Origin of the sequence: Xanthomonas sp. DAR 35659 (assembly GCF_041242975.1) — a bacterium.
Classification (GTDB): domain Bacteria; phylum Pseudomonadota; class Gammaproteobacteria; order Xanthomonadales; family Xanthomonadaceae; genus Xanthomonas_A; species Xanthomonas_A medicagonis.
In genome coordinates, this window is sequence record NZ_CP162488.1 from 2,084,302 (window position 1) to 2,104,053 (window position 19,752).

Consider the following 19,752-nt stretch of genomic DNA (forward strand, 5'->3'; position numbering starts at 1 on the left):
ACGCGATGGCGCGTGGCGCCGGTGCAGGCGCGGCCTGCGCCGCGCGCTGCGCCGGGCCGCGGCGATTACCAGTAGAACTGCGCGCGCGCTTCGAGGATGTTCGGCTTGTCGCTGACGTTGCCGCGCACCGCGCTGCTGTACTTGCTGCTGTCGACCATGACGTAGTTCAGCGCCAGCTTGAAGTTCGAACGCCAGTACCAGTTGGCGCCGACCGTCCAGGTGCTCATCTTGCCGCCGAGCACGCCATCGACCAGCGGCGCGCCGACCGGACGCGCGACCAGGCTGCCGTCGTTGAGGTCGATGCTGTCGTAGCGCACGCCCAGCTGCCACATGCCGCTGGCCGGCTCGTTCGGCAGCGGGGTGGTCGGCACGCCGGCCTTGTAGCCCCATGTCTCGCCGGTGACGTTCCACACGCCGCTCACGTACCAGCCGTCGTTGCTGTAGTTGTCGCTGGCGCCGTAGCGCTCGACCTTGGCGCTGTAGTACTCGCCCTGCGCCTTGAACGGGCCGGTGACCCACATCGCCTCGCCGCCGATCACGCCGATGCGGTCGGTGTTGGTCAGGTTGCCGCTGTCGACCAGGCGCACCGAGGCCAGGTCGGCGTCCGGACGCGCGCGCAGGCGCAGCGTGTCGGCGTCGGTGTCGTAGTTCACGTAGCTCAGGCCGAAGTGCAGGATGTTGCCGGACTCGTTGATCGGCGCGAAGGTGCCGCGCACGCCGTAGCCGCTGCCATGCGCCAGGTTGCGGGTCAGCTCGCGGCCGAACACGCTGCCGACCACGCTCCAGTTGTTGTCGCCGTAGCCGAGCGCGGCGCCGAGCCGACGCGACACCGCGTAGGTGTTGGTGACCGAGGCCTTGGAAATGAAGTCGTTGTTCTTGGTGCTGGACAGCTCTTCCAGACTGTTGGGCTGCTTGTACTGGCCGATCTGCAGGAAGTTGTTGGCGTTGCCGCCGAACTTGTACTTGATGTTGGTGTCCAGGAACTTGCCGGTGCTGCGCACGGTGGTGCCGTTGTTGGACGCCTCGCGCAGGGTGCTGGCGTCGTAGCCCAGGACCCACTCGAAGTTGCCCGGGCCCTTGCCCTTGGCGACCAGCTCGGCGCGGCGGATGCCGAACTCGGAGTTCTTGCCGTTGTTGCCGGTGCCGCCGTTCAGATCCTGGACGTCGTTGTCGTACCAGTTGCCGTCGGCCTGGACCAGGCCTTCGAAGGAGATTTCCGAACCGCCGATCACGTCGATGGCGATCTCGGCGTGGGCGGCGGGCGCGATCATCGCGGTGAGCACGGCTGCCGAGAGGAGGGTGCGGGACAGTTTCATGGGTTGCCTGGGCGGTGAAAGATGCGCGCAGGCTAAGGTGTGAAGATTGCGTAAATATGACACTTGGCGGACATGCCCGACGCGGGCGATCGCCCGACACCGTGGCGTCTGCGCCATTGGACGCGCGGCATGTTGCGGTCCGATGGCGCGCAGATGAAACGCGGCATGCGCAATAGCGCACGACGCGGATCACAAAGCGCGGCATCGTCTCGCCATCGCGCCGCCGATTGGCTCTTTTGTGCGCTGCAACACTTGTCGCTGCCGCACACGCTGGGTAGCGTGGAGTCATGAACTCGCATGCCCGCAAACGGATGTCGATGCTCGCCGCGCTGTCGTTGCTCGCGTCGCTGCTGCTGCTCGCGACGTTGCGTTCGACAGAAGCGGCGGTGGGGTTGCCGCCGGCGCTGTCCGAAAGCAGCGCGGCGGCTGCGGCGGCGGATCCGCAGGCGGCTAATACGCATGCCGACTCGCGCAGCCTCGCCGATCAGGCCTACGACGACACGCCGGTGCTGCCGGCCGTGCCCTGGTGGCCGGCGCGCGTTGCACCGGCCTGGCCGCAGCCGACGCCGCGGCATGGTCACGGCACCCGCCCGCAGCCGCGCTTGCGACCTCCCAGCGCCTGAGTCGCTGATCCGAGCGCGCCCGGCCCACGACCGCGTCGCGTTCGATCCCGTGCCCTCAGTGTCCGCACCCGGCGCGGATGCGATGGCGCGCCGCCGCCAGTGCGGCCTCCACGTTGCGTCTTTCCTTCTCGTTCTGCGGCATCCGCCGCGGCGACGCCTTTCCCTTGTCCCGAGGTTTCCCCCATGCAAAGTCTGCTCGATGGCTTCCGCCATTTCCGCAAAGAGGTCTTCCCGCGCCAGCGCGGCCTGTTCCGGCAACTGGCCGGCGGCCAGACCCCGCATACCCTGTTCATCACCTGCGCCGATTCGCGGGTGATGCCGGAGTTGATGTTCGCCGCGCAGCCGGGCGAATTGTTCGTGTACCGCAACATCGGCAACGTGGTGCCGCCGTACTCGCAGCACGTCAGCGGCGTGGTCGCGGCGATCGAATACGCGGTGGCGGTGCTGCAGGTGAAGCACATCGTGGTGTGCGGGCATACCGACTGTGGCGCGATGAAGGCGGTGCTCAACCCGGATGCGCTGCAGGACGTGCCCAACGTGGCCGCCTGGCTCAAGCACACCGACAGCGCACGCCAGGTCGCCGCGCAACACGATCGCGCCGGGCATCCGGAGGACGCGCTGCATTGCCTGACCGAGGAGAACGTGGTGGCGCAACTGGACCACCTGCGTACCCAGCCGGTGGTGGCGGCGCGGTTGGCGCGCGGCGCGCTGCGTCTGCATGGCTGGATCTACGACATCGCCCACGGCGAGATCCGCGCCTTCGACGCCGAGCACGGGCGCTTCGCGCCGCTGTTGCCGGAAGACGGCCGGCGTCCTCCCGAAGCCACCCCGCGACCGCGGCTGGCGCCGCCGCTGCGCAACGTCGCGGTCTGAAGGAGACGAGCATGCGAACCATGACGGACCCCGCGTTCGCCGGCGCTTCCGCGCTCGCCGGCTACCTGCGCAACGGCGCGTTCGGCCGCGACCTGCTGGCCTCGGTGGTGGTGTTCCTGGTCGCGCTGCCGCTGTGCATGGGCATCGCCATCGCCTCGGGCATGCCGCCGGCCGCCGGGCTGATCACCGGCATCGTCGGCGGCCTGGTGGTCGGGCTGATCGCCGGCTCGCCGCTGCAGGTCAGCGGCCCGGCCGCCGGCTTGGCGGTGCTGGTGTTCGAACTGGTGCGCCAGCACGGCGCGGCCGCGCTGGGCCCGGTGATCCTGCTGGCCGGCGCGATCCAACTGGTCGCCGGGCTGTGCCGGGCCGGGGTGTGGTTCCGCATGACCTCGCCGGCGGTGGTCGCCGGCATGCTGTCGGGCATCGGCATCCTGATCGTCGCCTCGCAGGCGCACGTGCTGATGGATGCGGTGCCGAAGGCGCGCGGGCTGGAGAACTTCGCCGCGTTGCCGGCGACGCTGTGGCGCGCGCTGGACGACGGCATCGGCCGCGCCGCGCTGCTGGTCGGGCTGGGCACCATCGCGATCATGCTGGCCTGGGAGCGGCTGCGCCCGCAGCGGCTGCGCTTCGTGCCCGGCGCGCTGCTGGCGGTGGTGGCGATGACCGCGCTGGTGCAGTGGCAGGAGTTGGACGTGCGCAAGGTCGACGTGCCGGCCAACCTGCTCTCCGCGATCCAGATCCCGACCCTGGCGCAGATGCTCGGCGTGTTCGACGCGACGCTGCTGCTGTCGGCCTTCACCTTCGCCTTCATCGCCAGCGCCGAGACCTTGCTGTCGGCCGCGGCGGTGGACCGCATGCACACCGGCCCGCGCACCCGCTACGACCGCGAACTCGCCGCGCAGGGCGTGGGCAACATGCTGTGCGGCTTCCTCGGCGCCTTGCCGATGACCGGGGTGATCGTGCGCAGCGCGGCCAACGTGCAGGCCGGCGCCGCCACCCGCGCCTCGACCATCCTGCACGGCGGCTGGCTGCTGGTGTTCGCGCTGCTGCTGCCGTGGCTGCTGCGGATGACCCCGGTGGCGTGCCTGGCCGGCATCCTGGTCCATACCGGGTTGAAGATGGTCAAGCTGGGGCAGGTGCGCGACCTGGCCGCCTACGGCCGCGGCACCGCGGCGATCTACCTGGCCACCACCTTCGCCATTGTCGCCACCGACCTGCTGACCGGCGTGCTGATCGGCTTTGCGCTGTCGCTGCTGCGGCTGGCGCTGCAGCAGTCGCGGCTGAAAGTGGGTGTGCATGCGCACGAGGACGCGGCCGGCGCCGCCGCGGCAGGGGCGGGCAAGCTGCGCCTGTCGCTGGAGGGGTCGGCCACCTTCCTGCGCGTGCCGACCATGGCGCGGACCCTGGAACGCTTGCCGCCCAACACCGAACTGCACCTGGACGTGGCGCGGCTGCATCATCTCGACCATGCCTGCCTGGAACTGCTGCGCGACTGGAGCCGCAACGCCGCCGCCCGCGGTTGCGCGCTGGTGGTGGATTGGAAGGAACTGGACCGGCGCGTGGAGGGGCAGCGCGCGGCGTAGGCTGGTCGCGTTGTCTGCAAGCGGCCACCCGGGCGTGTCCGCAGTCGCTGTGGGAGCGACTTCAGTCGCGACGAACGCAGCGGTGGGAATCCAGGCTTCGGAAGCTGTCGGGGCTGAAGTCCCTCCCACAGTGCAACCGGCCGGCGACCCGAATTTTTGTAGGAGTCAACTGTCATGCAGCAGCGATGGCGGGAGGCGTGTAAGGGCCCTGATCGCGGGCAATGGCGTTGAGCCAGCGCAGGTACTTGTGCATGCAGGCGACGATGGCGACCTTGGCCGGTTTGCCGGCCGCTTGCAGGCGCGCATAGGTTTGGGCCAAGGGGGATTTGGCGCGGATGCTGGCCCAGGTGGCCATGTACAGCGCGCGGCGCACGTCGCTGCGCCCGCCTTTGATGCGGCGCTGGCCTTGCCAGCGGCCGCTGTCGTGATTGAACGGTGCCAGCCTGACCAGGGCAGCCAGCTTGCGCGGCGGCAGCGTTCCCAGTTCCGGCAGACGTGCGGCCAGGGTGGCGCGCAGGATGGGCCCCAGCCCCGGCACTTTGGGCAGGGTCGAACATGCGTCGGCCCGCTGCTGGAGGTCTCGCTTCAGCGCATCGCTCTGCCGCTTCAGCAGGTCGATCGCTTCCTGGCAGTGGCGCCGCACCTCCGGGCTGGTGATGTGCTCCAAACGCCGCCGGAGGGCGTCGTGCTGGCCGACCAGGGCGTTGCGCAGATCCAGCAGTTCGCGCAGGTGCTGCAGGTGCTCGGGCAACACGTCCGTCGGGGTGGCCGCAATGGCTTGGGCGGCAACAGCCAACAGGCGCGCGTCCAGGGCATCGGTCTTGGCCTTGATGCCCAGCGCCTTGGCCAGCGCACGCGGGCGCTGCGCGCACATCCGCACCGCCGGCAAGTCGGCCTGGCGCAACGTCCGCAGCACCTCATGTTCGTAGCCACCGCTGGCTTCCAGCACGATCCGTTCGCACTCCAGCCTCGCCAGACGCTGGACCAGTTCACTCCGCCCTTGTGCCGTGTTGGGCTGGGTCCAGGCCAGTCCGTCCGGCAGCACATGAATGACCAGTTCGGCCTTGGCAACATCGATCCCGACAAAGCGCCGCATAGACGTTCTCCGCAGTAGACTTAGGGTCGAGAGCGCTCCTGCCAATGCCCAGGCTTGTGATGTTCGAGCTCCCGGCTCAGGCAACTGTTCGGGCTTGTCAGGCAGGAGAACCGGGGTGCGGCGGCGCTGACTCCTACTCGTGCTCGCTTGGCACTGCGGCTTAACGGCCTGCCGCACCCCGCTCTCACCTTCAACGATAGACCCTCTTTTGACACAAGCGGTTTCAACCGCGACGAGCGCAGCGGTGCAGTTTCCGACTTCGGACAGCGTCGCGGCTGAAGCCGCTCCTACAGTGCACCCGGCAGTCATCGCAGTGCCGTTGTGGGAGCGACTTCAGTCGCGACGAGCATCCAGGCTTCGGAAGCTGTCGAGGCTGAAGCCCATTCCACCGTGCATCCGGCCGCCAACCCGAATTTTTTGTAGGAGCGGTTTCAACCGCGACGAGCGCAGCTGTGGAGTTCCCGGCTTCGGACAGCGTCGCGGCTGAAGCCGCTCCTACAGTGCACCCGGCAGTCATCGCAGTGCCGTTGTGGGAGCGACTTCAGTCGCGACGAGCATCCAGGCTTCGGAAGCTGTCGAGGCTGAAGCCCATCCCACCGTGCATCCGGCTGGCGACCCGAATTTTTTGTAGGAGCGGTTTCAACCGCGACGAGCGCAGCGGTGTAGTTTCCGGCTTCGGACAGCGTCGCGGCTGAAGCCGCTCCTACAGTGCATTCGGTCGGCGATCCGATGACGCGCTTGGAGCGGTTTCAGCCTGGTGTCTTGTCCTTGTACCGGCACAGGTCGCGGATCGCGCACTGCGGGCAGTCGGGCTTGCGTGCCTTGCACACGTAGCGGCCGTGCAGGATCAGCCAGTGGTGCGCGTCGTGCAGGAACTGCGCGGGCACGCGCCTGAGCAAGGCGTCCTCGACCGCGCGCACGTCCTTGCCAGGCGCCAGCCCGGTCCGGTTGGCGACACGGAAGATGTGCGTGTCCACCGCCATGGTCGGCTCGCCGAAGGCGGTGTTGAGCACCACGTTGGCGGTCTTGCGGCCGACCCCGGGCAGCGCCTCCAGCGCTTCGCGCGCACGCGGCACCTCGCTGCCGTGCTGTTCGACCAGGATGCGGCAGGTGGCGATGACGTTCTTGGCCTTGGCGTTGAACAGGCCGATGGTGGAGATGTAGCGCTTCAGCCGGTCCTCGCCCAGCGCCAGGATCGCCGCCGGCGTGTTCGCCACCGGGTACAGACGGCGGGTCGCCTTGTTGACCCCGACGTCGGTGGCCTGCGCCGACAGGATCACCGCGATCAGCAGTTCGAACGGGGTGCTGTATTCGAGCTCGGTGGTCGGATGCGGATTGAGTTCGGACAGGCGCGCGAACAGTTCGTGGATCTCGGCCTTGCTCAGCGTGGGGCCGCGTCGCGGCGCCGTGGCGCGCGCGCTCATGGCGCGCCCCGCGCGGCGGCCTTGGCCTTGGCTCGCGCCAGGATCGCCGCCGCCGCGGGCGGCAACGCCGGTGTCGCGGTGGGCGCGTGCGCGGGCGGCGCGCGGCGCGCGCGCGCGGCGGCCCGGCGCGCCAGGCGCGCGGCGCGCGCGCGGTAGCGTTCGCGCGCGGCCCAGGCCGCGCGCAAGCGCTGCTGCGTGGCCAGCAACTGCGCGCGCAGGTGCGGATACACCGGATCCAGACGGTCGTCGTCGGCGCTGCCGACGTAGTCCATCAGGCCGCCGTCGATCGCCGCATCGAGGTCGTCGTCGAGTACCCAGCGCAGCAACTGCAACGGCGAGGCAGGGAGGGGCGGAACAGGCATCGGCGGCGGCGGCTCAGCGGTTGCGGAACTGCGGCGCGCGCCGCTCCAGGAAGGCGCGGGTGCCTTCGCGCATGTCCTCGCTGGAGAACAGCAGGCCGAACTGCGCGGTCTCGTACTCCAGGCCCTGTTCGATCGCCGATTCGCCGCCGACCTGGATTGCGTCCAGGATCCCGCGCAGCGCCAGGGGCGCGGCGCCGGCCAGTTGCCGCGCCAGTTGCAGCGTGGCCTCGCGCAGGTCGGCGGCCGCCACCACGCGCGTGACCAGGCCCAGTTGCAGCGCGCGCGCCGCGTCGATCGGTGCGCCGAGCAGGCACAGTTCCAGCGCCGCGGCGCGGCCGACCAGCCGTGGCAGGCGCTGCGTGCCGCCGAAACCGGGGAGCAGCCCCAGGTTGATTTCCGGCTGGCCGAAGCGGGCGCTGTCGGCGGCCACGCGCAGGTGGCAGGCCATCGCCAGTTCCAGCCCGCCGCCGAGGGCGAAGCCGTTGACCATCGCCAGCACCGGCTTGGGCATGCGCTCGATCCGGCGCATCAGCCGCTGCCCGAGCTGGGAGAAGTCGCGGCCCTGGACCGGTGCGAGTTCGTTCATCTCGGCGATGTCGGCCCCGGCCACGAAGGCTTTCTCGCCGGCGCCGGTCAGCACCACCACGCGGATCGCCGGGTCCGCCTCGGCCTCGGCGAAGGCCGCGTCCAGGTCCTGCAATACCTGCCGATTCAAGGCGTTGAGCTTGTCGGGGCGGTTCACGGTGACGATGCGGATCGCATCCTGGGTAGCGGTGACGACCTGCGCGGCGGACATGACCATTCCTGATTGTAAAAAAAGAGTGAAGGGAACTCCGGGCGCGCCGGCCGGTCAGACCTGCGTCCCGTCGGTAGCGGTCGGGCGCCGCGGCGGCTATCCTAACGCGTCATCTCAGGCGGCACAGGCCGTCCTGTGCCACCACCCTGGAGAATTGTTTGATGAAGTTGCGTTCTATTGCGGTCGCCGTCGCGGCCCTCGCCCTGAGCGGCAATGCGTTCGCCCAGGACACCACGTCCGAGAAGGGCAAGCTGAGCTATTACTTCGGTTACGACTACGGCAACAACCTCGCCGAACTGTCCGCCCGCGGCGAGCAGCTCGACATCAATGCGGTGGTGAAGGGCTTGCAGGACGCCTACGCCAAGAAGCAGCCGGCGGTCGCCGCCGACCAGCTGAAGCCGGCCGTCGAAGCGTTCCAGAAGCGCGAGCAGGGCCGTGCCCAGCAGGCCAAGGCCGAGTACGAGAAGGCCGCCGCCGAGAACAAGACCAAGAGCGACCAGTTCATCGCCCAGAACAAGGCCAAGGCCGGCGTGCAGACGCTGCCCAGCGGCGTGCAGTACCGCGTGATCGAAGCCGGCAAGGGCGCCAAGCCGACCCAGGCCAGCACCGTGCAGCTGGAAGTGGCCGGTCCGTATCCGTTCGGCCAGCGCCCGGCGCAGGCGCGTCCGGCGCAGCAGATTCCGGCGATCAAGGTCAGCGAAGTCGAGATGCAGGCCATGCGCGACACGCTGCTGCAGATGCCGGCCGGCTCCAAGTGGGAAGTGACCCTGCCGCCGGACAAGGCCTACGGCGCCGACCCGCGCACGCCGTTCCCGCCGAACGTGGCGGTGCAGTTCGAGATCAAGCTGGTCAGCGTCAAGTAGGCGCGCCGTCCAGTGCATGACGAATGCGCCGGTGGCAACGCCGGCGCATTTTTTTGTGGCGAAAAAAGTGCCGCCGCCGGCGATTCGCGCTAGGCTGGCGAGGTGTCGAATCCGATGGATCCCGTCCCCCATGCGTTGCTCACGCCCTGCATCGGCATCTGCGCGCTCGACGCGCGCGGCTACTGCGCGGGCTGCCTGCGCAGCGGCGACGAGATCGCGCGCTGGCGCGGCATGAGCGACGCCGAGCGCCAGCACTACATGCACGACGTGCTGCCGGCGCGCGGTTGGTCGCCGTCGCCGGGCCAGCGCCTGGTCGAGCGTGCACGGCTGTTGCGCGCGCTGCATCCGCTGCAGCGGCCGCCCGCCGGTCCGAGCTGGAACCATCACGAATTGCACGACCTGCTGCCCGACGGCGCGCTGGCCGAAGCGGCGGTGCTGGTCGGGCTGCTGCCGCGCGCCGACGGCACCGCCGTGCTGCTGACCCGGCGCACCGACGGCCTGCGCCACCACGGCGGCCAGGTCAGTTTTCCCGGTGGCCGCGTCGAGGCCGACGATGCCGACGCGGTGGCCGCCGCGCTGCGCGAGAGCGAAGAGGAAATCGCGCTGGCGGCGTCGCAGGCCGAGCCGCTGGGGTATCTGGATCCGTTCGTGACCATCAGCGGGTTCCGGGTGATGCCGGTGGTGGCGGCGATCGATCCGCGCTTCGTGCCGCAGCCGCATCCGGGCGAGGTGGCGGACGTATTCGAAGTGCCGCTGGCCTATCTGATGGCGCCGGACAACATGCGCAGCATCGAGACCGACTACCGCGGGCGGCGCCGCACGGTGCTGGAATACGGCTGGCCGGGGCAGCGGATCTGGGGCGCGACGGCGGCGATCCTGCTCAACCTGCGGCAACGATTGGAGCAAACGGCATGAGCGACAGCAGCGTTCTTCCCGATTGGCCGTGCCTGGTCGATGCGCCGACCCTGGCGGCCGCGTTGGACCACCCGGACCTGCGCCTCGTGGATGCGCGGTTCGCCGCCGCCGCGCTCGCCGATCCGCAGGCGGCGCAGGCCGCGCGCCAGGCCTATGCGCAATCGCACCTGCCCGGCGCGGTGTACGCCGACCTCAATGAGGATCTTTCCGACCTGAGCCGCCCCGGCCTGGGCCGGCATCCCTTGCCCGACGCCGACGCCTTCGCGCGCACGCTGGGGCGTTGGGGCATCGCGCCGCACACCCAGGTGGTGGTCTACGACGCCGGCGACGGCAGCATGGCCGCGGCGCGGCTGTGGTGGATGCTGGGCCTGCTGGGGCATCGCCGCGTCGCCGTGCTCGACGGTGGCCTGGCCGAGTGGCGCCGGCTCGGCTTGCCGGAAACCGATGCCGCGGCCACGCCGTCGCCGCAACCGCCGTACCCGGGCCGGTTCGACGCCGGCCGCATCGCCGCTGCCGAGGACGTCGCCGCGCGCCTGCACGAGGCGCCAGGCTGGCTGCTGGATGCGCGCGCCGGCGAGCGCTTCCGCGGCGAGGTCGAGCCGATCGATGCGGTGGCCGGGCACGTGCCCGGCGCGCTCAACCGGCCGCTGGGCCAGAACCTGCGCGATGGCCGCCTGCGTCCGCCGCAGGAACTGCGCGCGGAGCTGGAGCCGCTGCTGCACGGGCGCGATCCGCGCGAGGTGGTGCTGATGTGCGGGTCGGGCGTCACCGCCTGCCACCTGCTGTTGGCGATGGAGCACGCCGGGCTGCATGGCGCGCGGGTCTATGCCGGATCGTGGAGCGGCTGGATCGCCGATCCGTCGCGGCCGCGCGCCCGCGGCTAGGCCCATGCGGGGGACAGCAGGCGTGCCGGCGTGGCGCGCGCTTCCACGCAGCGTGGCGGGCATGGCGGTGGCGCCGCTGCGTCGGCGCGGGCTATGGGCGCTGGCGCTGGCGCTGGGCGTGGGGGGCTGCGGCGGGCGCCCGTCCGCGGCGGGCGCCGACGCCTCGCCGGCGTCGCAATCCGGCGCGCAGTACCGCGCGGCGGTGGAACAGCGGCGCGCGGAACGCGTGGCGCTGTTACGCGCCCCGACCGGCTGGCTCAGCTACACCGGCTCCGGCCGCTTGCGCAGCGGCGAGCACCGGGTCGGCAGCGCCGCTGACAACGATGTGCAACTGCCGGCCGGGCCGGCGCACCTGGGCAGCCTGCGCGTGGACCCGGCGGGCAACGTGTTCTTCGAGGCCGCCGCGGGCGTGGCGCTGCGCGCGCACGGACGGCCGTTCGGCGCCGGCCGCCTCGATACCGATACGGCGCATGGCGGCGAAACGCGGCTGGCGTTGGGCGAGCAGGAGTTCTACGTGGTGCGCACCGGCAACCTGTTCGGCTGGCGCTTCCGCGACCCGCACGCGCCGGCGCGCGGCGACTTCCGCGGCATCGATTACTTCCCGATCGACCCGCGCTGGCGCGTGGTGGCGCAGTGGCATCCGACGCCGATGCCGCGCAAGGTGGTGCTGCTCACCTCGATCGGCACGCCGCAACCGCTGGCACTGGCGGGCACCGCGGAGTTCACCCTGGATGGCCGCCGCTACCGCTTGCAGGCGATGTACGACGACGGCGGCAAGCGCCTGTTCTTCCCCTTCACCGATCGCACCAGCGGGCGCGAGAGCTATGGCGGCGCGCGCTACCTGTTCGTCGCGCCGACGCAGGGCGAGCGCATCGTGCTGGACTTCAATCTTGCGCAGAACCCGCCGTGCGCGTTCACCGCGCATGTGGTGTGCCCGTTGGCGCCGGTCGGCAACCGGCTGGAACTGGCGGTGACCGCGGGCGAGAAGAATTACATCGGTCCGCACTGAGCGCCGCACCGTCTCGCGCCGCGATCCGCGATGGCGTGGCGCAGGCATCCTGTAGGAGCGGCTTCAGCCGCGACCGGTCGACGAAACCACAGAATGGCTTGATGCCAGCAAAATGTCGCGGCTGAAGCCGCTCCTACAGGCGCGTACGTGCGATCGCCCTGGCGAGCGGACCGTCGTAGCGCCGGCGTCAGCCGTCAGCGCGTGCATCCGCCGGTGGCACATACGGCGCCAGCGGCACCGCCGCCAGCACCTGCGGCCACGGAAAGCGCGGGCCGGGATCGCGCTTGCGCTGCACCCGCAGCGCCGGATCGTCGCTGGCCGGTTCGTCACTGCGGTCCAGCGCGTCGTGGCCGGCGATGTGGCGCAACTGCGGCAACTGCGTCTGCAACTCCCGCAGCAGGCCGATCAGCGCCTGGATCTGCGCCGGTGGATAGGGTTCGTCCATCGCCTGGTGGCGCGAATCCAGCCAGTGCGGATAGCGCCCGCGGTTGACCAGCTCGATGCCCAGCGACTGCGGGTTGTAGCCGCGCACGTGGTGCGCCACCCGCTGCAGCGGCACGTAGCGGTGCACGCTGCCGTCGCGGTCGATGTAGAAGTGGCCGCTGTTGCCGGTGCCCGACGGATACAGCACGCGTTCGCCGTAGGCGCGCGCGCTGGCCAGGTCGGGCAGTTCGGTGCAGTGGATCACCGCCAGCGTGATCGCGTCCAGGGAACGCGGCTGCAGCCGTTCGACATAGGGCAGGGGTGCATCGTGGATCGGCAACGGCGGGGTCGGCGGCATGCGCGGATGCTAGCATTCACCGATGACGCTGAATCCCGAGAGTCCCCTGGCGACGCTGCTCGCCACCTTGCCGCGCGCCGGTCGCGTGGACTGGATCGGCCTGCGCCCGGCGCGCGACGTGGCGATGCTCGAGGTGGAGCAGGCCGTCGCGCATGCCGGCGGCGGCCTGTTCGGCGATCGCTATGCCGGCGGCAACGGCAAGCGCGGCGTGACCCTGATCCAGGCCGAACACCTGCCCGCGATCGCGGCGCTGGCCGGGCACGCGACGCTGGCGCCGGCGCTCCTGCGGCGCAACGTGGTCGTCTCCGGGATCCCGTTGGTCGCGCTGAAGGGGCGCCGCTTCCGCGTCGGCGAGGTCGAACTGGAAGGCCTCGCGCCCTGCGATCCATGCTCGCGCATGGAGGACGCGCTCGGCCCCGGCGGCTACAACGCGATGCGTGGCCATGGCGGCCTGTGCGCGCGCATCGTGCATGGCGGCACGCTGCGCCGCGGCGACGCGGTGGTGGCGCTGTGAGCCGCGGCCACTGCATCCTCGCCCACGGCTTCGAGAGCGGCCCGGACGCGATCAAGGTCGCGGCGCTGGCCGAGGTCGCCCAGCGCCTGGGCTGGAGCCACGAACGCCCGGATTTCACCGACCTGGACGCGCGCCGCGAGGTCAGCCAGCTCGGCGACGTGCCGGCGCGCCTGCAGCGTCTGCTGGCGTTGGCGCAGGACGCCGCGCAACGCGGGCCGGTGGTGCTGGCCGGTTCCAGCCTGGGCGCCTACATCGCCGCGCAGGTGTCGCTGCACGTGCCGGTGCGCGGCCTGTTCCTGATGGTGCCGCCGACGCGGATGGGCTGGATGCCGGCGCTGGACGCCGCGCCCGTGCCGATCTCGGTCGTGCACGCCTGGCACGACGAATTGATTCCCGCCGCGGAGGTCATCGCCTGGGCGCAGGCGCGTGCGGCGCGCTTGCTGCTGGTCGACGACACGCACCGGCTCGGCGCCCACGTCGAGACCTCGGCGCGGGCCTTCGCCGACTTGCTGGAGACGCTGTGAGGTGCACGCGCCGCGCGGCGGGGACACGCCGATGGCAATGAATCTGCGGGCCGAAACCGTGGCCGACCACGCCGCGATCGAAGCGCTGACCCTGGTCGCGTTCTTCCGCGTCGCGCACAGTCGCCACGACGAACAGCAGATCATCGAACGGCTGCGCGCGGACGGGGCGCTGACCCTGTCGCTGGTGATCGAGCACGACGGCTACGTGGTCGGCCACGTCGCGGTGTCGCCGGTGCGCCTGTCCGACGGCAGCCGCGGCTGGTATGGCCTGGGGCCGCTGTCGGTGGGCCCGGGCCACCAGCGCCAGGGCCTGGGCGCGCAACTGGTGCGCGAGGCGTTGGCGCAATTGCAGGCGCTGGGCGCGGCCGGCTGCGTGGTGCTGGGCGAACCGGCGTACTACGCGCGCTTCGGTTTCCGCCAGGAGCCGGGGCTGACCCTGCCGGGCGCGCCGACGGAAGCCTTCCAGGCGCTGACCTTCGGCGATCGCCTGCCGCCGATGGCCGAGGTGGAGTACCACCCGGCTTTCCTGTCCGCTCCCTGAGCCGCCGCCATGCGGCGCTGCGCGCCATGGGCTTGATGCGCTAGCATCCTTCCGCGTTCCCCTTCGAGGATTCCGCCGATGCGCCATTGATGCCGCCGTCTTCGCGACGGCCTTCGTCCTCCTGCCGAGCGATCGGCGGGCACGACCGGCATCCATGGAGGTTGTATGACGCATCCGCTGCTTGCACTGGAAGGCGCGTCCCTTGTCCTGCCCGATGGCAGGGTGTTGTGTTCCGAACTGCAGTTCGCGCTCGACGCGCGGCGCACCGGCCTGGTCGGCCGCAACGGCGTCGGCAAGAGCGTGCTCGCGCGCGTGCTCGCCGGCGAACTGGCGCCCAGCGCCGGTCGCTGCGTGCGCCACGGCCGCCTGCACTACGTGCCGCAGCAGATCGCGCCGGCGCCGCACGCGACGGTGGCCGACCTGGCCGGCGTGGGCGCGGCGCTGGCCGCACTGGCGCGGATCGAGGCGGGTAGCGTCGATCCGGCGGATTTCGATGCGCTCGGCGAGCGCTGGGACATCGCCCAGCGTCTGCAGGCGCAGTTGCACGCGCACGCTCTCGGCGCGCTGCAGCCGCAGCGGCTGGCGTCCACGCTGAGCGGTGGCGAGGCCATGCGGGTCGCGCTGATCGGCGCCTGGCTGGCCGAGGCCGATGCGCTGATCCTCGACGAGCCGACCCTGCATCTGGACGCGGCGCAGCGCCGGCATCTGCGCGAGATGCTGCGGTGCTGGTCGCGCGGCCTGCTGGTGATCAGCCACGATCCGGATCTGTTGCAGGAGATGCAGCGCATCGTGGAACTGTCGGCGAGCGGCCTGCGCGATTACGGCGGCGACTACGCGTTCTACACCGAGTGCCGCGCCCGCGAACGCGCCGCCGCGCAGGCCGAACTGGCGCAGCAGAAGCTGCAGCACGCGCGCGACGACACCGCCTGGCAGGCGCAGCAGGAGCGCCAGCAGCGGCGCAGTGCGCGCGGCCGGCAGCAGGCAGCGGTGGCCAACCAGGCGCCGATCCTGCTCGGCCGGCAGCGGCAGCGCAGCCAGGACAGCGCCGGCAAGCGCGTGCGCGAGCATCAGGCCGCGCAGGCGCGCAGCCTGGCGCGGATCGCCGAGGCCGCGCGTCAGGTGCAGCCGGAGGCGTCGGTGGCGCTGTTCGCGCCGCCGCGAACCGATGCGGCGACGCGGCGCCTGGCCGAGCTGCACGCGGTGCGGTTGCCGTTCGCGCCGGCGGCCAGGCGGCCGCTGGATCTGGTGGTGCGGGGCGATGCGCGAATCGGCGTGGTCGGCGCCAACGGCAGCGGCAAGTCGACCCTGCTGCGCCTGCTCGCCGGGCAGGTGGCCGCGGTGTCCGGCAACTGCCGCGTGCATGCCGCCAGCGCCTACCTGGACCAGTCGCTGGCGCTGCTGGATCCGGCGGCCACGGCGCTGGCGCAGGTGCAGGCGGCGGCGCCCGGCATCGCGCTCGCCGCATTGCGCACCAGGCTGGCCTTGCTCGGCCTGGACGCGCAACGCATCGGCGTGCCCTGCGCCCGGCTCAGCGGCGGCGAACGGCTGAAGACGGCGCTGGCCTGCGCGTTCTACCGCACGCCGCCGGCCGAACTGCTGTTGCTGGACGAGCCGGACAACCATCTGGACCTGGATGCGCGCGAGGCGCTGCGCGCGGTGCTGCTGCAGTATCCGGGCGCCCTGCTGGTGGTGTCGCACGACGCCGACTTCCTGGGCGCGCTGGACCTGCAGCAGCGGTTGCAGGCCGACGCCGATGCGTGGCGGCTGACGCCGTGGTGAGTGCCGCGAGTGTGGCGCTCGGCGGCGTGCGCAGCATCGTGGCGACCGTCGGCGCTCGGCGCGCCCCTTCTCGTGATCCATGGCATGCGAAGATAGAATCCCGGCGTGTGATGTTAGGCGGCGACCACTATGCGACGCGTTCCCCAGCGAGACTACGACAACGGCGACTGTGGCATCGCCTGTGTGGCCATGATTTCAGGCCAGCCCTACGAACGTGTGCATTCGGAAGCTTTGATGCTCGGACTTCGAAATGAAGACGGCGAATATTTCATGCGCCACGGTCAGATTCGAAACCTACTTTCTGTCTTCGGAATAGAAACCAATTTGCGAAAATTTGTTTCTATGCGTCAAGTTGAACCTATGAGCATCGTAGCCGTGAACCCAAAAGAGGGGGGCTATTATTGGCATTGGGTAGTGTTGTCACCTTCGCGCAGCAGTACGGTGTTGCTTGATCCAAAGCCTGGAAAACCTGCCCGGATCGAACGTTTCAGCGGCTACAGGGGTGTTGGCATGTACGTGCACGCCGTCTAACAATTTTTCCAAACCGACGTTGCGTCGCGGCGCCGCTTAACTCGAGTGTTCGACCGCGTCGCTGCGCAGGGAGTGAGCTGAATCCGATGCGCCCAAATCTCGAGGATCTCCAGGAGGAGATGCGCCAGGCTATCGCGCTCTGGGATGCGGCGCGCTTCTCCATCGCGCACTCGTACTTCGAAGACGAGTTCGCAAGGCGCTATCCGCTTCCCTCGATGGTGGATGCGGACGCTTCCTGGCTGCAGTCGGTGACCTACTCCCTGTGGACGCCGGTTTCCGGCCATTTCTCATTCCATCTGCCATTCTGCGGGACGCCGGTGTCCCTGCTGTCGCAGTTCGAGGAAACGCTGGTCTTTTTCCGGGCGTTCTGCGCGCATGCCGAACGTGTGCTCGCCTTGGCCGGAGCGCCGCCCGATCCGTTGCGGGCGTTCCCGTTCCTGATGCTGGTGCGCAAATGGAGCGGGGTGCTGCTGCTCAACGCCGGCGTGCTGAAGAAGATGGGGGCGCGCTACATGCTGGAGCCGGCAGGCGCCGCTGCCGATGCGCCAGCCGATGCCGCAGTGCGCGAGCGTGGCGTCATCGACAACGCATTCGTGCGCGCGCACCTGCCGGCGATTCCCATGCGCGGTTGCGAGGAGCCGCGCGAGGTACTCCGTGCCTTGCCCTCCAGCGCGCCATGGGTCTTCGTGTTGCCGCGACCGACCTGGTTGATGCGCGAGATGCTGGCCACCTACGACGCGTTCATACGCCATCTGGCGCAGGAGCCGCAGCTGCAGCGGCTCGCGTTCGAGAACCATCTGCAGCAGCGCTGGGTCGGCCGGGACGGCGCGTTGCTAAAGGAACGCGGGCGCGCGGCAACGGCTGGATGAGCGCCGCCGCGCGTCGCCTGGACGCGCGAGGGCGCCGCCGCGCGGGCAGGGGACGCCATGGCCCTGTGCTATTCTGCGCGCCGTTGCGGTGCCGCGCGTTCGCGTGCCGAGACGCGATCCGCTGCCGCGAGCGCGGCAATGCCGGACCCGGCGTTGTCGCCAGCCACGCGCGACGCGTGCGGCGTCCGCCGCGCCTCCCTTCCGTCCGTCCTGGTCCGCCTTCCGTGAAATTCTTCGTCTCCTGCGCCAAGGGCCTGGAATACCTGCTCGTCGACGAGCTGCTCGCGCTCGGCGCGGCCAAGGCGACGGCCACCGTGTCCGGGGTCAACGCCGAAGGCGAGTTGCGCGATGCGCAGCGCGCGGTGCTGTGGTCGCGCCTGGCCAGCCGCGTGCTGTGGCCGCTGGACGAATTCGATTGCCCCGACGAGACCGCGCTGTACGCCGGCGTCGCCGCGCTGCCGTGGCGCGAGCACCTGGCCCCGCAGCACACCTTGGCGGTGGACGCGCACGTGTCCGGGACCGCGATCACCCACGCGCGCTACGCCGCGCAGCGGGTCAAGGACGCGGTGGTGGACACGCTGCGCGGCGAGGGCCTGGAGCGGCCGTCGGTGGACGTGGAGGATCCGGACCTGCGCCTGAACCTGTCGCTGCGCAAGGGCCGCGTCACGCTGTCGGTGGACTTGGGCGGCGGCTCGCTGCACCGGCGCGGCTGGCGGCAGGCGCAGAACGAGGCGCCGCTGAAGGAAAATCTGGCCGCGGCGGTGCTGCTGCGCGGGCAGTGGCCGCAGCTGTATGCGCAGGGCGGCGGTCTGCTCGATCCGATGTGCGGCAGCGGCACGTTGCTGATCGAAGGCGCGCTGATGGCCGCCGATGTCGCCCCGGGCCTGTTGCGCGGCGATCTCGCCGCCGCGCGCCGCGGCGATGCCGGGGCGGTGGACGCCAGCGCGGCGCCGAGCCGCTGGCTGGGCTTCGACCAGGCGGCCTGGCGCGACCTGCTGGCCGAGGCGCGGCAGCGCGAAGCGGCCGGCCGCGCCGCGTTGCGGCCGGTGATCCACGGCGGCGACATCGATCCGCATGCGATCCGCGCCGCGCGCGAGAACGCGCAGGCGGCCGGGGTCGCCGCGGCGATCGGGTTCGAGGTGCGCGACGTCGCCGACCTGCGCGCGCCGGCGCCGGCGCCGGCGCTCGGCACGGTGGTGTGCAATCCGCCCTACGACGCGCGCCTGGCCGCCGATGCGGCGCTGTACCGGCGCCTGGGCGATGCGCTCAAGCGCGCGGTGCCGCAGTGGCGCGCCAGCCTGCTGTGCGGCAGCGACGAACTGGCCTATGCCACCGGCCTGCGCGCGGCCAAGAAGTACCAGATGTTCAACGGCGCGCTGGAGTGCCCGTTGATCGTCTGCGACCCGATCGCGGTCGCGCCGCGGGCCGGCGCCACCGAGGAACCGCGCGCGCTCAGCGACGGGGCGCAGATGGTGGCCAACCGCCTGCGCAAGAACCTGCGCAAGTTCAAGAACTGGCGCGCGCGCGAGCAGGTCACCTGCTTCCGCGCCTACGACGCCGACCTGCCCGAGTACGCCGCGGCGATCGACGTGTACCAGGAGGATGGCGGCCGCGCGCGCACCTGCCTGCACGTGCAGGAGTACGCCGCGCCGGAGGAGATTCCCGATGCCGACGTGCGCCGGCGCCGCAACGAGTTGCTGGCGGCCGCGCGCGAGGTGTTCGAGGTGCCGGCCGAGCAGCTGGCGCTGAAGTCGCGCGAGCGCGGCAAGGGCGGCAGCAAGTACGGCCGCTTCGAGCAGCGCGGCGAGTTCCTGGTGGTGCGCGAGCATGGTGCGCTGCTGCGGGTGAACCTGTTCGACTATCTGGACACCGGCCTGTTCCTGGACCACCGCCCGCTGCGCGGCGCGATGGCGCAGCAGGCGCGCGGCAAGCGCTTCCTCAACCTGTTCTGCTACACCGGCGTGGCCAGCGTGCAGGCCGCGGTGGCCGGCGCCGACTCGACCACCAGCGTGGACCTGTCCGGCACCTACCTGCAGTGGTGCGCCGACAACCTGGCGTTCAACGGCAAGGGCGGCGCCCAGCACCGATTGGTGCAGGCGGATGCGCTGAGCTGGCTGGAGGCGGAGAAGAACCGCTACGACGTGATCTTCTGCGACCCGCCGACCTTCTCCAACTCCGCGCGCGCCGAGGATTTCGACATCCAGCGCGAGCACGTGCGGCTGCTGCGCGCGGCGGTGGCGCGGCTGATGCCCGAGGGCGTGCTGTACTTCTCCAACAACTTCCGCCGCTTCCGGCTGGAGGAGAACGCGCTGGCCGAGTTCGCGCTGTGCGAGGAGATCACGCCGCAGACCATCGCGCCGGATTTCGAGCGCAATCCGCGGATTCACCGCGCCTGGCGTCTGCAGCGGCGCTGAACGCAACCGTCCGGGCCTCTGTAGGAGCGGCTTCAGCCGCGACAGGGACCTTCGG

The 19,752-nt window shown here is 70.7% G+C and carries 20 protein-coding genes; 14 read left to right on the forward strand and 6 right to left on the reverse strand.

Going from position 1 to position 19,752, the window contains the following annotated elements; genetic code table 11:
* Nucleotides 1-65: 65 nt before the first annotated feature.
* Entirely contained in the window at nucleotides 66-1,316 is a 1,251-nt protein-coding gene (locus AB3X07_RS08870) for an OprO/OprP family phosphate-selective porin (protein ID WP_369944104.1), read from the reverse strand.
* A gap of 287 nt (nucleotides 1,317-1,603) precedes the next feature.
* Here AB3X07_RS08870 and AB3X07_RS08875 point away from each other — a divergent pair, with 287 nt between their 5' ends.
* The 3 genes from AB3X07_RS08875 (at nucleotide 1,604) to AB3X07_RS08885 (ending at nucleotide 4,395) form a co-directional block, all read left to right on the forward strand.
* Nucleotides 1,604-1,939, forward strand: coding sequence for a hypothetical protein (locus AB3X07_RS08875; protein ID WP_369944106.1), 336 nt, complete (start codon nucleotides 1,604-1,606; stop codon nucleotides 1,937-1,939).
* 183 nt (nucleotides 1,940-2,122) lie between these two features.
* Nucleotides 2,123-2,812, forward strand: a complete 690-nt coding sequence (locus AB3X07_RS08880; protein WP_369944108.1) for a carbonic anhydrase — start codon at nucleotides 2,123-2,125, stop codon at nucleotides 2,810-2,812.
* Nucleotides 2,813-2,823: 11 nt separating this feature from the next.
* Entirely contained in the window at nucleotides 2,824-4,395 is a 1,572-nt protein-coding gene (locus tag AB3X07_RS08885; RefSeq protein WP_369944109.1) for a SulP family inorganic anion transporter, read from the forward strand.
* A 172-nt stretch (nucleotides 4,396-4,567) separates the two neighbouring features.
* Here AB3X07_RS08885 and AB3X07_RS08890 read toward each other — a convergent pair whose 3' ends face one another.
* From AB3X07_RS08890 to AB3X07_RS08905, 4 genes are all read right to left on the reverse strand, one after another.
* Nucleotides 4,568-5,536 carry an IS110 family transposase gene (locus AB3X07_RS08890; RefSeq protein WP_369944110.1) on the reverse strand — a complete coding sequence of 323 codons (969 nt, stop codon included), beginning with the start codon at nucleotides 5,534-5,536 and terminating at the stop codon, nucleotides 4,568-4,570.
* Nucleotides 5,537-6,240: 704 nt separating this feature from the next.
* Complete coding sequence (gene nth / locus AB3X07_RS08895; RefSeq protein WP_369944112.1) at nucleotides 6,241-6,915, reverse strand: endonuclease III; 675 nt, start codon at nucleotides 6,913-6,915, stop codon at nucleotides 6,241-6,243.
* Complete coding sequence (locus AB3X07_RS08900; RefSeq protein WP_369944114.1) at nucleotides 6,912-7,277, reverse strand: hypothetical protein; 366 nt, start codon at nucleotides 7,275-7,277, stop codon at nucleotides 6,912-6,914. The genes nth and AB3X07_RS08900 overlap by 4 nt, the downstream gene beginning before the upstream one ends.
* Nucleotides 7,278-7,290: 13 nt before the next feature.
* Nucleotides 7,291-8,073, reverse strand: a complete 783-nt coding sequence (locus AB3X07_RS08905) for an enoyl-CoA hydratase-related protein (protein WP_369944115.1) — start codon at nucleotides 8,071-8,073, stop codon at nucleotides 7,291-7,293.
* Between the two features lie 161 nt (nucleotides 8,074-8,234).
* Between AB3X07_RS08905 and AB3X07_RS08910 the strand changes: the two genes are divergently transcribed.
* The 4 genes from AB3X07_RS08910 (at nucleotide 8,235) to AB3X07_RS08925 (ending at nucleotide 11,744) form a co-directional block, all read left to right on the forward strand.
* Nucleotides 8,235-8,936 carry an FKBP-type peptidyl-prolyl cis-trans isomerase N-terminal domain-containing protein gene (locus AB3X07_RS08910; protein WP_369944117.1) on the forward strand — a complete coding sequence of 234 codons (702 nt, stop codon included), beginning with the start codon at nucleotides 8,235-8,237 and terminating at the stop codon, nucleotides 8,934-8,936.
* Between the two features lie 114 nt (nucleotides 8,937-9,050).
* Nucleotides 9,051-9,851 (forward strand): NUDIX hydrolase, encoded by an 801-nt coding sequence (locus AB3X07_RS08915; RefSeq protein WP_369944119.1) that lies wholly within the window; start codon nucleotides 9,051-9,053, stop codon nucleotides 9,849-9,851.
* The gene (locus AB3X07_RS08920; RefSeq protein WP_369944121.1) at nucleotides 9,848-10,735 is read left to right on the forward strand and encodes a sulfurtransferase; all 888 of its coding nucleotides are present in this window, start codon (nucleotides 9,848-9,850) and stop codon (nucleotides 10,733-10,735) included. The genes AB3X07_RS08915 and AB3X07_RS08920 overlap by 4 nt, the downstream gene beginning before the upstream one ends.
* A gap of 61 nt (nucleotides 10,736-10,796) precedes the next feature.
* On the forward strand, nucleotides 10,797-11,744 hold the full coding sequence (locus AB3X07_RS08925; protein WP_369944699.1) for a DUF1684 domain-containing protein: 948 nt from the start codon (nucleotides 10,797-10,799) through the stop codon (nucleotides 11,742-11,744).
* A 187-nt stretch (nucleotides 11,745-11,931) separates the two neighbouring features.
* On the opposite strand, the gene AB3X07_RS08930 is transcribed toward AB3X07_RS08925, so the two are convergent.
* Nucleotides 11,932-12,525, reverse strand: a complete 594-nt coding sequence (locus AB3X07_RS08930; protein ID WP_369944123.1) for an N-acetylmuramoyl-L-alanine amidase — start codon at nucleotides 12,523-12,525, stop codon at nucleotides 11,932-11,934.
* Between the two features lie 22 nt (nucleotides 12,526-12,547).
* Here AB3X07_RS08930 and AB3X07_RS08935 point away from each other — a divergent pair, with 22 nt between their 5' ends.
* From AB3X07_RS08935 to rlmKL, 7 genes are all read left to right on the forward strand, one after another.
* Nucleotides 12,548-13,039 (forward strand): MOSC domain-containing protein, encoded by a 492-nt coding sequence (locus AB3X07_RS08935; protein WP_369944124.1) that lies wholly within the window; start codon nucleotides 12,548-12,550, stop codon nucleotides 13,037-13,039.
* Nucleotides 13,036-13,563, forward strand: a complete 528-nt coding sequence (locus tag AB3X07_RS08940) for an alpha/beta fold hydrolase (RefSeq protein ID WP_369944125.1) — start codon at nucleotides 13,036-13,038, stop codon at nucleotides 13,561-13,563. Before AB3X07_RS08935 ends, AB3X07_RS08940 begins: the two co-directional genes overlap by 4 nt.
* 31 nt (nucleotides 13,564-13,594) lie before the next feature.
* Nucleotides 13,595-14,104, forward strand: coding sequence for a GNAT family N-acetyltransferase (locus tag AB3X07_RS08945; RefSeq protein ID WP_369944127.1), 510 nt, complete (start codon nucleotides 13,595-13,597; stop codon nucleotides 14,102-14,104).
* Nucleotides 14,105-14,269: 165 nt separating this feature from the next.
* Nucleotides 14,270-15,883, forward strand: a complete 1,614-nt coding sequence (locus tag AB3X07_RS08950; RefSeq protein WP_369944128.1) for an ATP-binding cassette domain-containing protein — start codon at nucleotides 14,270-14,272, stop codon at nucleotides 15,881-15,883.
* A gap of 129 nt (nucleotides 15,884-16,012) precedes the next feature.
* Nucleotides 16,013-16,414 (forward strand): cysteine peptidase family C39 domain-containing protein, encoded by a 402-nt coding sequence (locus AB3X07_RS08955; RefSeq protein ID WP_369944130.1) that lies wholly within the window; start codon nucleotides 16,013-16,015, stop codon nucleotides 16,412-16,414.
* Between the two features lie 119 nt (nucleotides 16,415-16,533).
* Complete coding sequence (locus AB3X07_RS08960) at nucleotides 16,534-17,283, forward strand: hypothetical protein (protein ID WP_369944131.1); 750 nt, start codon at nucleotides 16,534-16,536, stop codon at nucleotides 17,281-17,283.
* A gap of 224 nt (nucleotides 17,284-17,507) precedes the next feature.
* A complete protein-coding gene (gene rlmKL / locus AB3X07_RS08965) occupies nucleotides 17,508-19,697 on the forward strand; it encodes a bifunctional 23S rRNA (guanine(2069)-N(7))-methyltransferase RlmK/23S rRNA (guanine(2445)-N(2))-methyltransferase RlmL (protein ID WP_369944133.1) in 2,190 nt (729 codons plus the stop codon).
* Nucleotides 19,698-19,752: the final 55 nt, after the last annotated feature.

Coding starts and splice junctions, on each gene's coding strand:
- AB3X07_RS08920 (WP_369944121.1), top strand. CDS start 9,848: ATGAGCGACAGCAGCGTTCTTCCCGATTGGCCGTGCCTGGTCGATGCG.
- AB3X07_RS08925 (WP_369944699.1), top strand. CDS start 10,797: ATGGCGGTGGCGCCGCTGCGTCGGCGCGGGCTATGGGCGCTGGCGCTG.
- AB3X07_RS08870 (WP_369944104.1), bottom strand. CDS start 1,316: ATGAAACTGTCCCGCACCCTCCTCTCGGCAGCCGTGCTCACCGCGATG.
- nth (WP_369944112.1), bottom strand. CDS start 6,915: ATGAGCGCGCGCGCCACGGCGCCGCGACGCGGCCCCACGCTGAGCAAG.
- AB3X07_RS08945 (WP_369944127.1), top strand. CDS start 13,595: ATGGCAATGAATCTGCGGGCCGAAACCGTGGCCGACCACGCCGCGATC.
- AB3X07_RS08910 (WP_369944117.1), top strand. CDS start 8,235: ATGAAGTTGCGTTCTATTGCGGTCGCCGTCGCGGCCCTCGCCCTGAGC.
- AB3X07_RS08955 (WP_369944130.1), top strand. CDS start 16,013: ATGCGACGCGTTCCCCAGCGAGACTACGACAACGGCGACTGTGGCATC.
- AB3X07_RS08900 (WP_369944114.1), bottom strand. CDS start 7,277: ATGCCTGTTCCGCCCCTCCCTGCCTCGCCGTTGCAGTTGCTGCGCTGG.
- AB3X07_RS08960 (WP_369944131.1), top strand. CDS start 16,534: ATGCGCCAGGCTATCGCGCTCTGGGATGCGGCGCGCTTCTCCATCGCG.
- AB3X07_RS08930 (WP_369944123.1), bottom strand. CDS start 12,525: ATGCCGCCGACCCCGCCGTTGCCGATCCACGATGCACCCCTGCCCTAT.
- AB3X07_RS08905 (WP_369944115.1), bottom strand. CDS start 8,073: ATGTCCGCCGCGCAGGTCGTCACCGCTACCCAGGATGCGATCCGCATC.
- AB3X07_RS08875 (WP_369944106.1), top strand. CDS start 1,604: ATGAACTCGCATGCCCGCAAACGGATGTCGATGCTCGCCGCGCTGTCG.
- AB3X07_RS08885 (WP_369944109.1), top strand. CDS start 2,824: ATGCGAACCATGACGGACCCCGCGTTCGCCGGCGCTTCCGCGCTCGCC.
- AB3X07_RS08950 (WP_369944128.1), top strand. CDS start 14,270: ATGACGCATCCGCTGCTTGCACTGGAAGGCGCGTCCCTTGTCCTGCCC.
- AB3X07_RS08880 (WP_369944108.1), top strand. CDS start 2,123: ATGCAAAGTCTGCTCGATGGCTTCCGCCATTTCCGCAAAGAGGTCTTC.
- AB3X07_RS08935 (WP_369944124.1), top strand. CDS start 12,548: ATGACGCTGAATCCCGAGAGTCCCCTGGCGACGCTGCTCGCCACCTTG.
- AB3X07_RS08915 (WP_369944119.1), top strand. CDS start 9,051: ATGGATCCCGTCCCCCATGCGTTGCTCACGCCCTGCATCGGCATCTGC.